This is a genomic window from Bradyrhizobium sp. CCBAU 45321, assembly GCF_028128975.1.
Classification (GTDB): domain Bacteria; phylum Pseudomonadota; class Alphaproteobacteria; order Rhizobiales; family Xanthobacteraceae; genus Bradyrhizobium; species Bradyrhizobium yuanmingense.
Genome location: NZ_LFKZ01000131.1, coordinates 578,308 through 590,971, shown reverse-complemented (window position 1 = coordinate 590,971; position 12,664 = coordinate 578,308). Strand labels below are relative to the sequence as shown.

At 63.3% G+C, this 12,664-nt stretch carries 15 protein-coding genes; 7 read left to right on the top strand and 8 right to left on the bottom strand.

Annotated features, from left to right (window positions below):
- Positions 1-103: 103 nt before the first annotated feature.
- The 5 genes from ACM43_RS38425 to ACM43_RS38405 form a co-directional block, all read right to left on the bottom strand.
- The gene (locus ACM43_RS38425) at positions 104-1,390 is read right to left on the bottom strand and encodes a M20/M25/M40 family metallo-hydrolase (RefSeq protein ID WP_271547244.1); all 1,287 of its coding nucleotides are present in this window, start codon (positions 1,388-1,390) and stop codon (positions 104-106) included.
- Positions 1,391-1,509: 119 nt separating this feature from the next.
- A complete protein-coding gene (locus tag ACM43_RS38420) occupies positions 1,510-3,165 on the bottom strand; it encodes a TRAP transporter large permease (protein WP_271547243.1) in 1,656 nt (551 codons plus the stop codon).
- Positions 3,166-3,193: 28 nt separating this feature from the next.
- Positions 3,194-3,775 carry a TRAP transporter small permease subunit gene (locus ACM43_RS38415; RefSeq protein ID WP_271547242.1) on the bottom strand — a complete coding sequence of 194 codons (582 nt, stop codon included), beginning with the start codon at positions 3,773-3,775 and terminating at the stop codon, positions 3,194-3,196.
- Positions 3,776-3,944: 169 nt separating this feature from the next.
- A complete protein-coding gene (moaA, locus tag ACM43_RS38410) occupies positions 3,945-4,979 on the bottom strand; it encodes a GTP 3',8-cyclase MoaA (protein WP_271547241.1) in 1,035 nt (344 codons plus the stop codon).
- Between the two features lie 305 nt (positions 4,980-5,284).
- Positions 5,285-5,992: an HAD family hydrolase gene (locus ACM43_RS38405; RefSeq protein ID WP_271547240.1), complete on the bottom strand. Its 708-nt coding sequence runs from the start codon at positions 5,990-5,992 to the stop codon at positions 5,285-5,287.
- Between the two features lie 171 nt (positions 5,993-6,163).
- Between ACM43_RS38405 and rpiA the strand changes: the two genes are divergently transcribed.
- The 4 genes from rpiA to ACM43_RS38385 are packed head-to-tail and all read left to right on the top strand — an operon-like array spanning position 6,164 to position 9,063.
- Positions 6,164-6,883 (top strand): ribose-5-phosphate isomerase RpiA, encoded by a 720-nt coding sequence (gene rpiA, locus ACM43_RS38400; protein ID WP_271547239.1) that lies wholly within the window; start codon positions 6,164-6,166, stop codon positions 6,881-6,883.
- Entirely contained in the window at positions 6,880-7,422 is a 543-nt protein-coding gene (locus ACM43_RS38395; RefSeq protein ID WP_271547238.1) for a DUF2059 domain-containing protein, read from the top strand. The genes rpiA and ACM43_RS38395 overlap by 4 nt, the downstream gene beginning before the upstream one ends.
- 47 nt (positions 7,423-7,469) lie before the next feature.
- Positions 7,470-8,858: a glutathione-disulfide reductase gene (gene gor, locus ACM43_RS38390; RefSeq protein ID WP_157282339.1), complete on the top strand. Its 1,389-nt coding sequence runs from the start codon at positions 7,470-7,472 to the stop codon at positions 8,856-8,858.
- A 52-nt stretch (positions 8,859-8,910) separates the two neighbouring features.
- Positions 8,911-9,063, top strand: a complete 153-nt coding sequence (locus tag ACM43_RS38385) for a hypothetical protein (RefSeq protein ID WP_246732165.1) — start codon at positions 8,911-8,913, stop codon at positions 9,061-9,063.
- Here the strand turns inward: ACM43_RS38385 and ACM43_RS39030 are convergent.
- Positions 9,028-9,339, bottom strand: coding sequence for a hypothetical protein (locus ACM43_RS39030; protein WP_198399658.1), 312 nt, complete (start codon positions 9,337-9,339; stop codon positions 9,028-9,030). The two genes, ACM43_RS38385 and ACM43_RS39030, sit on opposite strands and share 36 nt — an antisense overlap.
- On the opposite strand from ACM43_RS39030, the gene ACM43_RS38380 reads away from it, so the two are divergent.
- On the top strand, positions 9,274-9,642 hold the full coding sequence (locus ACM43_RS38380; RefSeq protein ID WP_442869369.1) for a hypothetical protein: 369 nt from the start codon (positions 9,274-9,276) through the stop codon (positions 9,640-9,642). The genes ACM43_RS39030 and ACM43_RS38380 overlap by 66 nt on opposite strands.
- Positions 9,643-9,787: 145 nt before the next feature.
- Here the strand turns inward: ACM43_RS38380 and ACM43_RS38375 are convergent, their stop codons facing one another.
- Entirely contained in the window at positions 9,788-10,225 is a 438-nt protein-coding gene (locus ACM43_RS38375; RefSeq protein WP_271547282.1) for a hypothetical protein, read from the bottom strand.
- A gap of 147 nt (positions 10,226-10,372) precedes the next feature.
- On the opposite strand from ACM43_RS38375, the gene ACM43_RS38370 reads away from it, so the two are divergent.
- On the top strand, positions 10,373-10,636 hold the full coding sequence (locus ACM43_RS38370) for a hypothetical protein (protein WP_271547236.1): 264 nt from the start codon (positions 10,373-10,375) through the stop codon (positions 10,634-10,636).
- Between the two features lie 505 nt (positions 10,637-11,141).
- Entirely contained in the window at positions 11,142-11,363 is a 222-nt protein-coding gene (locus ACM43_RS39025; protein ID WP_157282336.1) for a LuxR C-terminal-related transcriptional regulator, read from the top strand.
- A gap of 90 nt (positions 11,364-11,453) precedes the next feature.
- Here the strand turns inward: ACM43_RS39025 and ACM43_RS38365 are convergent, their stop codons facing one another.
- Entirely contained in the window at positions 11,454-12,593 is a 1,140-nt protein-coding gene (locus ACM43_RS38365) for a hypothetical protein (protein ID WP_157282335.1), read from the bottom strand.
- Between the last annotated feature and the right edge of the window lie 71 nt (positions 12,594-12,664).

Sequence of the window (12,664 nt, the reverse complement as noted above, 5' to 3'; positions counted from 1 at the left end):
CTCTCCGCGAGTCTCACTCTCAATTGAATTCGCCGAGAGAGAGCCCTCATCCGGCGCTTCGCGCCACCTTCTCCCACAAGGGAGAAGGAAAGACGCGGAGCCGCTATTTCAGCTTGCCGGTGGACAGGTCCATGATCATGCGCGTCGTCAGATAAAGCCGCGGCACGATGCTGTCGATCTGCACATATTCGGCGTCGTTGGAGTGCGCGCCGAAGCTCGACAATCCCATGCCTTCCACCACCGCTCCTTTGGATTGCAGCGCGGCGAAAGCCGCGTCGGTGCCGCCGCCGATGGCCTTCTCGTCGACCTTGAGGGTCAGTCCGATCTCCCCATAGATCGTCTTGCCATAGGCCGCCACCCGGCGCGAGGCCTCGCTGGGTTCGAGCGGCGGGCGCCGCACCTCGAACTTCAGCTCGACCCTGGAATCGGGCAGCAGGCGATTCTTGATCTTGTCCTGCAGCGCCTTCTGCAACTCGTCGAAGTCGGACACCTTGAGCGCACGTGCGTCGGCCTGGGCCGTGGCCTCGGCAGGGATCACATTGCGGTTGGTCCCGGACTTGGACACAGTCCAGTTCAGCTTCAGGCCCTGCTCGGGCTTGGACAAGTCCTTCATCTGCAGCACCTGGTGCGAGAGCTCGTACAGCGCATTCACGCCGCCTTCGGGCCGTGCGCCGGCATGTGACGACTTGCCATGCACGGTAAGATAGGCCGAGCCGATGCCGCTGGTGGCGAGGCGCAGCGTGCCGTCGGTGCCGCCGCCCTCGAACGAGAACACCACGTCCTGATCCGAGGCAAGCTTGGTGATGGTGCTGCGCCAGCCGGGCGAGGAGATCTCCTCGTCGCCGTTCGTGAGCACTGTGAGCGTGCCGTAATCCCTGAAGTTCAGCTTCTGCAGCAATGCCACGGTATGGAGAATGAGCGCGATGCCCTGCTTGTCGTCGGCAATGCCGAGCCCGTAGGCCTTGTCGCCGTCGATGCGGAACGGCTGGTCCTTCAGCATGCCCTTCAAGTACACCGTGTCCATGTGGGCAATCAGCATGATCTTCTTGGACCCCGTGCCCTTGAACACGGCGTGCACGGCCGGCCCGATCTTTTCGGGGGTGTCGTCGAGGCGATAGATGTCAGTCGGCTGCAGGATCTCCACCGTGCCGCCGAGTTGCTTGAGCTGACCGGCAATGCGCTCGGCGATCTGGTTCAGGCCTTCGATGTCCTTGCTGCCGGATTCGATGTTGACGAGATCGCGCAGCGTGTCGAGCAGCGGCTGCTGTTCCTTCTGCGCCAGCGCATGGACGTCGGCGACCAGCTCGGCCTGCACCAGCGTTGCGGCAGACAGCCAGAGTGAGGCGATCAACGTTCCAAAGAACGTGGAAGAGGGGTGCGATCGGGGCATGAGCGGCCATCCATGCGGGGTGGGGGGACGGCCGGTATGCCTCCGATTTCGCTGCTTGTCACGCGCCGAGGCGCGTCATGCGCCGCGATAGCGGAGCATGACGGCGAGCCTTGTTCCCGCTACTTCTGCGGTGGGCCGAGATCCAGCGGCGGCAGCTCGATCTGCGGCACCTCGATCTTGATCGTAGAGGGATCGATGTTCGTCTGCACGCCCTTGTAGTGCATCACCATCGATGGGAACGCGATCACGAGGCCGACCATGATGATCTGGATGACGACGAAGGGCACCGCACCCCAATAGATCTGGCCGGTGGTGACGGGGTCCATCCGCTTGCCGGTGACCCGATCGGTGTATCGCTCCTTCGGCGCGACGGACCGGAGATAGAACAGCGCGAATCCGAACGGCGGGTGCATGAACGAGGTCTGCATATTGACGCCGAGAATGACGCCGAACCAGATCAGGTCGATGCCGAGCTTCTCGGCCGCCGGTCCCAGCAGCGGGATCACGATGAAGGCCAGCTCGAAGAAGTCGAGGAAGAAGGCCAGTACGAATACGAGCGCGTTGACGAAGATCAGGAAGCCGATCTGGCCGCCCGGCAGCGAGGTGAGCAGATGCTCGACCCAGACGTGACCGTTGACCCCGTAGAAGGTGAGCGAAAAGATGCGGGCGCCGACCAGGATGAACACGACGAAGGCCGACAGCTTGGCGGTCGATTCCGTGGCCTGCCGGATCAGGTCCCAGCTCAGCCGCCGCTTCACGGCACCTAGAATGAGGGCGCCGGCGGCACCCATCGCACCGCCTTCGGTCGGCGTGGCGATGCCGATGAAGATGGTGCCCAGCACCAGGAAGATCAGGAACAGCGGCGGCACCATCACGAACGTGGTTTGCTGCGCCATCTTGGAGAGGAAACGGAATCCGGTCAGCTTATCCACCACCCAGTTCAGCACGGCGACGGCGAATGCGAAGATGATGCCGTAGAACATGCTGAGCACGACGTAATCGGCGCCGCGAGTGGTTGAACTGCGCATCATGAACCATCCGAATGCGCAGCTCGCGAGGAACAGCACACCGAGCGAAACGAGGCCGCGATCGCCGTTGTCTTCGCGGAAGCCGATGGCGTCCTTCGGCAGGCCGGGCGTCGCCTTCGGCCAGATCATGCTGACGAGGAAGGCGTAGAGCGCGTAGAGGCCGGCGAGCACGAGGCCCGGGATGAAGGCGCCTTCGTACATGTCGCCGACGGACTTGCCGAGCTGGTCGGCCATCACGATCAGGACGAGGGAGGGCGGAATGATTTGCGCGAGCGTGCCGGAGGCGGCGATGACGCCGGCGGCCACGCGGCGATCATAGCCGTAGCGCAGCATGATCGGCAGCGAGATCAGGCCCATCGAGATCACGGATGCCGCGACCACGCCGGTGGTCGCAGCGAGCAGCGCGCCGACGAAGATCACGGCATAGGCGAGGCCGCCGCGGATCGTGCCGAACAGCTGGCCGATGGTGTCGAGCAGGTCCTCGGCCATGCCCGACCGCTCCAGCACCAATCCCATGAAGGTGAAGAAGGGGATCGCGAGCAGCGTGTCGTTGTTCATCACGCCATAGACGCGCTCCGGCAAGGCCTGGAGGAAGTCGGGGTGAAACTGGCCGAGCTCGACGCCGATGATGGCGAAGAACAGGCCGACGGCGCCGAGCGAGAATGCCGCCGGATAGCCGAGCAGCAGCATGACGACCAGCGACACGAACATGATGGGCGCCATATTGGCGATGATGAATGCGGTCATGGATTCCCCCCTACACCGTCGCCAACGGCTACTTCTTCTCGATCGCTTCGACGAGATGCTCGACTTCCGCTTCGAGCGCCGACACCTGTGATTCGTGCGGGTCCGGCATCAAGCCGCGCATCACTGCAATCCGCTTGATCAGCTCGGAGATGGCTTGCACCAGCAGGAACGCGAACCCGATCATGATCAGGGCTTTGGCGGGCCATTGCGGCAGGCCGCCGGCATTGCCGGATTGTTCGTTGATCTGGAAGGAGCGAAGGAAGAACGGCACTCCGGTAATGATCATGACGATACAGATCGGAGTGAGGAAGAACACGTGACCGACGACGTCGATGACGTTGCGCGCCTTCTTCGGCAGCGTGTTGTTCACGATGTCGATGCGAATGTGCTCATTGTCGAGCAGCGTCCAGGGCGAACAGAGCAGGAAGACGATGCTGAACAGCACCCATTGCAGCTCGAGCCACGAATTGGACGACGTGTCGAACGTCTTGCGGATGATCGCGTTGACTGCCGAGATGATAACGGCGAGCACGATCAGCCACGCAATACGCTTGCCGGTCCAGCGCGTGAACGCGTCGATTCTGCTGCTCAACTTAAGGAGCGCTTGCAACGATAGGTCCTCCCCCGATTGTGCCCCGGCCGTCTTGACTGCGCCGAGATGGCGCGTGGCTTGTCTCGCCGCGCAGGCATGAGGCCGCCGCACCAAACCAGCGGGCGTGCCGTCAGTCAATCGGAAGTTTGTTGATAGTTAAGGGGAATAAGGCCGGAACTGTACGGAGTTAGCCGCCCGTGACGCTCATGTGCCGGGAAACGCTCGGACGGTCGTGGCGGCGGTCGATGATGAAGTCGTGGCCCTTGGGTTTCAGGCCGATGGCGCGGTCGATCGCATCCGCAAGCAATAGATCGTCGCCGGATGCACGCAGAGGTTTGCGCAAATCGGAGGCATCCTCGTGGCCGAGGCAGGTGTGCAGCGTTCCGGTGCAGGTGATGCGCACACGGTTGCAGGATTCGCAGAAATTATGGGTCATCGGCGTGATGAAGCCGAGCTTGCCGCCGGTCTCGGCGACGCTGACATAGCGTGCCGGCCCGCCGGTGGTCTCGGCCAGATCCGTCAGCGTGAATTGCTGTGCGAGGCGGGCGCGCACCAGCGACAGCGGCAGATATTGGTCGATGCGGCCCGATCCGATCTCGCCCATCGGCATCACCTCGATCAGCGTCAGGCCCATCCCCTTGCCGTGGGCCCAGCGCATCAGCGAAGGCAGCTCGTCCTCGTTGAGGTTCTTCAGGGCGACGGCGTTGATCTTCACAGCAAGCCCTGCGGCGCGCGCGGCCTCGATGCCCTCCAGCACCTTGTCGATCTCGCCCCAGCGGGTGATCTCGCGAAACTTCTTGGGATCGAGGGTGTCGAGCGAGACGTTGATGCGGCGGACGCCGCAATCGGCGAGCTCCCGCGCGTGCTTCGCAAGCTGGGTGCCGTTGGTGGTCAGCGTCAGCTCGCTCAACGCGCCGCTCGACAGATGCCGCGACAACGAGCGCACCAGCGACATCACGTTGCGGCGGACCAAGGGCTCGCCGCCGGTGAGGCGCAGCTTCTTCACGCCCTTGGCGATGAAGGCGGTACAGAGCCGATCGAGCTCCTCCAGCGTCAGCAGGTCCGCCTTGGGCAGGAACGTCATGTCTTCCGACATACAGTAGAAGCAGCGCAGGTCGCAGCGGTCGGTAACGGAGACGCGCAAGTAGGTGATGGTCCGCCCGAACGGATCGGTCATCGCGCTCGACAGCGCGGCGCGGGGGCTCGCAGGAAGTCCGTTCATAGCAAATGCCTTGTCACTTTACGGCGACGGGGCGCACCTCTGCTTCAGCGGTGCGCTCGAAGCAATCTAAGCATCGGACGCGGTTAGGACAATCGGGTGGTATACGTGGGTGCGGCCCTGGCGTGGCCGCGCGTGGAATGCTGCGTCGGCTCGTCGGGTGTGGTTTGCAACCGGTTCCGCGCAAAGCCGGCGTCGGCCTCGGCCCGTTGGCAAGCCGAGATATGCTCGCGCCCATGGCGGCGCGGGGAAGGCCCTGTGGATAATCCTCGGGATGCCGGACTTTTCTGCTAAAAACTTTAGTTCTATCAATGTGTTGTCGTAATCTTTGCCGTCATTAGGCTGCTAACGGCCGCCGGCAGGTCGCGCATGTGGTGGATCAGGCGGTCCGGCTTGAGCTCGGCGATCGGCACGTCGGTGTAGCCGAAGCTGACCCCGATCACGGGCACGCCGGCCCGCCGGGCGACACCGACATCGGTTCCGGCATCGCCGACCATGATGCTGGCCTTCACGTCGCCGCCGGCCCGGGCCACGGTCTCGCGAAAAATGGTCGGATCGGGCTTCTGGACGCCAAAAGTGTCCGCCCCGCAGATCGCCGCGAAGCGGCGGCTGAGGTCGAGCTGGTCCAGCAGGCGCTTCGACAGCCATTCCAGCTTGTTGGTGCAGACCGCGAGGCGGTGACCTTGCGCCGAAAACTGGTCGAGCGCGGCCTCGAGACCCTCGAAGGGGCGGGATTCCACCGCGATATGGTCGGCGTAATAAGCGATGAAATTCGCGGTCATCCGGTCCATGTCCGCGGGCGTGACGGTGCGGCCCTCCGCTTCCAGCCCCCGCTCGATCAGCTTGCGGGCACCGGCGCCGATCATGTTGCGGGCCGAGGCCATCGGCACCGGCGGCAGGCCTTCGCGGTCGAGCACGTAATTGAGGGCCGTGATCAGGTCGGGCGCCGTATCCACCAGCGTGCCGTCGAGATCGAAGACGATGGTGTGAGGGGACGTCGTCTTGAAGGAGGTCATGATTCCCCAGCGCTACCGGCCCGGTCCTATCCGCGCAAGGGGCGGGCCCATAAGATCACCTTATAGGCCTGTTCCCAGACCCTGTTCTCCGGGGAAAAACGAGGCTACATAGGCGCCCGAAACCGGCCGGAATCGGCCGCATGTTCGAGACTACACAAGGCGGGCGCGCACGTGACCATGGACCAGTTGAAGCGGCAGGCTGCGGCGCGTGCGCTGGAGGAGGTGCGCGACGGCATGCAGCTCGGGCTCGGCACCGGCTCGACCGCCAAGCACTTCGTCGAGCTGCTCGGCGAGCGCGTTGCCGCCGGGCTCAAGGTGATCGGCGTGCCGACCTCCGAGGCGACGCGGGCCGATGCGGAACGCTGCGGCGTCAAGCTGACGACGCTGGACGAGATCGACCATCTCGACCTCACGATCGACGGCGCCGACGAGATCGATCCCGAGCTCAATCTGATCAAGGGCGGCGGCGGCGCGCTGTTGCGCGAGAAGATTGTGGCGGCCGCCTCGGACCGCATGATCGTGATTGCCGACGACAGCAAATGGGTGCCGACGCTCGGCAAATTTCCGCTGCCGGTCGAGGTCATCCCGTTCGGGCTCGGTGCGACGCGCCGCGCCATCGAAAAGGCATTTGCCGAATGCGGCGTTTCCGGGCAAATGGCGGTCCGCAAGGCCAAGGACGGCCACGTTTTCGTCACCGATGGCGGCCACTGGATCGTCGATGCCCAGCTCGGACGTATTACGGATCCTCCCGGTCTCGCCAAGGCGTTGAGCGCCATTCCCGGTGTGGTCGAGCACGGGCTGTTCATCGGCTTGGCCAGCTCGGCCGTTCTGGCGAGCGGCGGCGGAATCCGCGTGATTGAACGGCGCAAGCCGAAAGGAGACCAGGAATGAAGAACGTCTTGAAATTCTTGCCAGCTGCGGCTCTCGCTGCGGGACTGGCCGTTTCGGCCGCCCCGGCCGTGGCGCAGCAGGCGGGCCAGAAGGCCCCCGCGGCGCCGGCCCAGCCGAAGGCTTCGCCCGCGGCGATCGCGGCGGCCAAGGAAATTCTGCAGATCAAGAACGCCGCCGCGATGTATGCGGGCGCGGTGCCGGGCATGGTCGAGAAGACCAAGGGCGCGCTGATCCAGCAGAACCTGAACTACCAGAAGGACCTCAACGAGGTCGCCCCGATCGTGGCCCAGCAGCTCAACGGCCGCCAGAACGAGATCGGCGAAGGCATGGCGCAGATTTATGCCAGCGAGTTCACCGAGCAGGAGCTGAAGGACCTCGTCGTTTTCTACAAGTCGCCCCTGGGTAAAAAGCTGATCGAGGCCGAGCCGCGCGCGATCGGGCAGAGCATGGCGTTCATGAACACCTGGGCCCAGGGCTTCTCGGAAACCGTGATGGGCGCCTTCCGTGCCGAGATGCGCAAGCGTGGCAAGGAGATCTGAGCGCACCTATCTGGAAGGTCGTTCCTGAAAAGGGGTCGGAGTGGACAATGGCTGATTTCGACGTCGACCTCTTCGTCATCGGTGGCGGCTCGGGCGGCGTACGTGCCGCCCGCATCGCGGCCGGCTACGGCGCCCGCGTCATGATCGCGGAAGAGTACCGCATGGGCGGCACCTGCGTGATCCGCGGCTGCGTGCCGAAGAAGCTGTTCGTGATCGGCTCGCATGTCCGTCAGGAGCTCGAGGACGCCGCCGGCTTCGGCTGGACCGTTCCGCCCGCGAGCTTCGACTGGCCGACGCTGATCGCCAACAAGGACAAGGAGATCGCGCGGCTGGAGGCGGCCTACACCGCCAATGTCGAGAAATCAGGCGCGCAGATCGTCAAGTGCCGCGCGGTGATCGAGAACAAGCACACCGTCCGCCTGCTCGAGAACGACAAGAAGGTCACGGCGAAGTACATCCTGATCGCCACCGGCGGCGCGCCCAATCATGGCGCGGCGATCCCCGGCATCGAGCACGTGATCTCCTCCAACGAGGCGTTTCATCTTGCGAGGCTGCCGAAGCGGATCGTGATCCAGGGCGGCGGCTATATCGCGCTGGAGTTCGCCGGCATCTTCGCCGGCTTCGGCTCCGATGTGACGGTGATCTATCGCGGCGACAACATTCTTCGCGGCTTCGACGAGGATGTCCGGACCCATGTCCGCGCCGAGATGGAGAAGCATGGCATCACCATCCTCACCGGCTGCACCGTGACCAAGGTCGACCGCCACGGCGAGGACTTCACCACGCATTTGTCGAACGGCTCGAGCCTCGCCTCCGACCAGGTGATGTTCGCGATCGGCCGCCATCCGAACGTCGCCAATCTCGGCCTGGAGAATGCCGGCGTCGCCATCAATCCCGCGAACGGCGGCATCGCCGTCGACCATTTCTCCAAGAGCTCGGTCGACAGCATCTATGCCATCGGCGACGTCACCCACCGCTTCAACCTGACGCCGGTCGCGATCCGCGAGGGCCATGCCTTCGCCGACACGGTGTTCGGCAAGCGCGAGGTGCAGGTCGATCACGCCAATATCCCGACGGCGGTGTTCTCGCAGCCGGAGGTCGGCACGGTCGGCCTGACGGAAACCGAGGCGCGCGCGCAATTCAGCCACGTCGACATCTACAAGACGACGTTCCGGCCCATCAAGGCGACGATGTCCGGGCGCGACACCCGCGTGCTGATGAAGCTCGTAGTCGACGGCGCGACCGATCGCGTGCTCGGCTGCCACATCGTCGGCGATGCCGCCGCCGAGATCACGCAGGCGGTCGCGATCGCGGTGAAGATGAAGGCGACCAAGGCCGATTTCGACGCGACCATCGCGCTGCATCCGACCGCGGCCGAAGAACTCGTCACCATGCGCACCCCGACCGCACGGCACGTGCGGCAGGCGGCGGAGTAGAGGCGAGCGGCTCTGCTTAGTCTCCCGTCGCTCCGCGAGGAGGCGGGCAAGCATGCCCGTGATCCGCATGATGCGGTTCCGCACCTCCGTCCATTTTCCTGAGCAATGCGAGCTTGGAAGTTCCTGTCGGGAACACGCCATCGATCGGGTGCGGCCTTGCTCAATTGACTTAAATCAAGTGCGCAAGGTGCTGGAAGAGAATTGATTGCCTCCGGTGCCGCTGGCGCGAGCATTCAATTCTGAAGACAGCAGTCGCCGGCACCTCACTACCCGGGAGGATGCTATGGTTCGATACAGTCTGATCGGCTTTGCGGCCGCGATCCTCGTTGCGGCCAGCCTTGTTCCTGATGATGCATTTGCACGCCGCGGTGGAGGTGGCGGCTTTCGCGGTGGGGGAGGTTTTCACGGCGGCGGCATGAGCGCGCGGGGCTTTCATGGTGGCGGCATGAGGGCAGCCCACGTTCGAGGCGGCGCCGTTCATGCAGGACGCATCCACGGTGGTCGGGGCTATCGAGTGGCCGGAGGTCCACGGCCTTCGCACCCAATAGCAGGACGTCCAGGCTATCCAGGTCGTCCAATCGCCGGCCGGCCGGGACGACCGATCGCGGGTTACCCGGGATACGGTGGCGGCTATTATCGGCCGGGTTGGGGTTACGGTGCTGCCGCTGTAGGCGCCGCCGCGGCCGCGGGAGCCTACGGGTACTACAACAATTACAACAGCGGTTGCTACTACGATGCCTACGGCAGCTACGTCTGCCCTGGTCAATATCCGTATCAGTATTGAGAGAAGCGAGGGAGCGGGGCGGCCGTGCCCCTCGCTCTCTCAGCGACCGCTGCGAATAGGGGCAATCTTCTTCGCGGTGCCTTCGCATTTGCCCGTCAGTCTTGCCCTGAGCCAAGCGTCCAAGAAGCTTCTCTCGCTTGCTGGCTCAGACGGGGCACGAGCGATACATGGCCTGCAGCGGGCCTCCACTAAGAAATATCGTTCGCCGCGTTAACCCGCCGCGTTGGGCTATCCAGCGACGCACCGGCCCCGGATACATCGAATAAATCATGCGCGTCGCGCCGGGGTTTGTCACGGGCTGCCCGCGATGCCCAATGTCCCAAGCGGCGTGAAACGCGAGTTCTGCACGTGAAGTGACGCAAATCCTGTTCGAGGGCAAGGTCGCCAAGACAATCGTGCAGGCAGATGCGCAGAAACCGTCGATCATTACGTCCCGACCTGAAGCGCGCAGCCGCTCATAACGATCGATATATTTTCCGATCCTTCCGCCGGGATCGTATGCGATCCGTACGGCGGCCGCTTCGCTTGAGCATGATCCAGCTAATACGAGCATTGTAATGAGAAGCCCCATCCAGCGTTTCATGCCTATCGCCCCAAAGGTCGACTGTTCCCTGAGCTCCATTTTGACAATCAGAACCGCAGGGAATTGATCTACATCAATTGGCGACAGCACTTGAGCGGCTCAGTCGAGGGGCCAACTAGCAGCGCGCATCACGTAAGGAGGAAGGGGATGTGGGTCCTGATGTACGTCTTCTCCTACTCAGTCAGCCCCGCCGCCACCAGTGACAAGGCGGAATGGAGGCTCCTCCCAACCGTCGTGTTCCAGGAGTTCACGAGTGAGGAGCGATGCCGGAGGGCCAAGACTACACTTGAAGGCAGCTTGAGCGAGGCCGGAGCCAAGCTTAGAAGCGGTTTGGAAGATTTGAAGAGCCTAGGGAAAGCCGATCCAACGCAGATCATCATCGCATACAACGTCGAATGCCTTCCGAAGTAAACTTCGGCCATGGACCCGCCAGCGCAACAGCGGGAGGCGCGAAAGCATTCGGAAAAGAACCTGCCAATGTTCGTTGATGCAGCGGAGCGCGGCCAGGCCACGATCGATGATGACTGCCTGGTAGGGATGGCAGAGGCAACCTTGCGCATGCAGCACCCGCATCGGCAGATGGCATCCCGAACCTGTTCGCGAATGCGAGCGGATCGAGGCCCAGCGAGCGCAAGCCAACTCTGCGCGGTGAGGCCGAACGTTCACTTTTGGACCTTTGCCCGCAGGAGTTCGATGTAAGTTTGTCGGGCAGGTGGAAATGTAATCCATGCGATACCGTGTTTATCTTGTGCTCGCCGTGTCAGCCAGCATATTCACAATCGCAGCCGTTTCTGTCCTCGCCCTAACCTTTTGATTGCCAACTAGCGTGCCCGACGCTCGCGACTATCGAAGAAGGGCCGTTCGAACTTCTGACCGCCGTCGCAGCGGAGGAGTCACGAGACACGACAAGAGGCAAATGACCGACATTTTGCTCAGCCCTCACGAGAAGCGCTTTCTTAGGCGCCTGGCCGCCGGGAAAACAGACGCGGAGATCGCTGTCCGGCTTGGAGGCAGCTGCAAGCAAATCGCAGAACAGCGAGCGCGATTGTTGGCGAAGCTCGGAATCACGGCTCCAGAGGAGATCGTCGACACAGCAAAGCGACTTGCGAGCTGGAGCACTTACAGAGGCGTTACGTAACTCGGGGCATCAGGCATCCTTGTCGCGCGGCCTGCTGCTCCAAGTACCAGTTCTGCGTCAGAAGGCCTCGGGCGCCTAACTGCGAGCCGCCTAGCCGTACAAATACCCGACCGGCTTGCCTTCCGTGCGCAGGGGACGCACGTCCTTTTGCGTAATGATCTGACCGGCAAGGCCGTCGATCTCGTCGCGCTGCGTCGCCGTCCAGCTGCGCAGCTCGTTCATGCCCTTGAGCAGGCCGAGGCGGAGGACCTGGGTGTTTTCGCCGACGCCGATCAGGCTGATGGAATCCTTGCCCGCCGTCACCACGTCGCCGGCAGAGAGTTCAAAGCTCTCGCCGGACTTTTTCTTGAACTCGGCCGTGCCGCGAATGACGCGATAGATCACGACCTCGCCCTTCGCAAAGCAGGTCGCGTCCGCCGCGGCAGACGTGCTCTTCGGCAAGAGCGCGTGGCCACGCGGGTCGGTCGCGATGATGTGGCCGGTGACGAGACGCCCGCTCGGAATCTCGATGCCGATATCGCGCACGTAAACCGGCATCGCCGATCTGACAGGACCATCGGTGAGCGGCTTGAACAGCGCGTCGAGCGCCAGGGGATCCTGAAGCCAGAAGCCGGCATCGGCCGGGCGGTCATGCAGCGGATGGCTCCAGGCCACGCGCGGCGTTTCGTCCTCATTGATCTGATCCGGACCGACAATGGTCGGGTTCGGAAAGGTGGTGGGATCGGTGATGAAGGCTTCGAGGAATTTGCCGGAATAGCCCATCGAGATCGGATCGGGCACCACCGTCTGCGGCGTCTTCAAATTCTCTTCGGTCGACAGGCCCGACCAGGTGTAGAACAGCTGGCGATGCACGATCGCGCTTTGCAGCATCACCGCGCCCGGGCCGACATTGTACCAGCGGCCGTCATAGTCGAAGGTGAACGCGCCCGAGGTGACCAGCACGAGCTGAAAGCCGCCCGGCGGCAGATGCAAATGGAAGTCGGTGGGGCCGGTGTCGGGCCGGTAGATCGGCAGATTGGTGGCGACCTCGTGCAGCAGGAAGGTTTCGTTGTTGGCGTGGAAGCCTTCGTTGGCGCGGTTGTAGAGCGCCTGCGGCCGGTAGGTCGCCTCGAAATTCGCATTCTTGTCGCGATCGATCGCCACGAAGTCCTGATCGTTGAGACGCAGCCGGGCGCCGTTCGGATGGGTGAGCCCGGTGAATTTGATGTCTCCGGCAGCATGCACGTTCATGGCATTCTCCGATCTGAGGCCATTCATCCCGGAAGCCGAGCGCACGTGACTGGCCGCTCCTCATCGTGGCC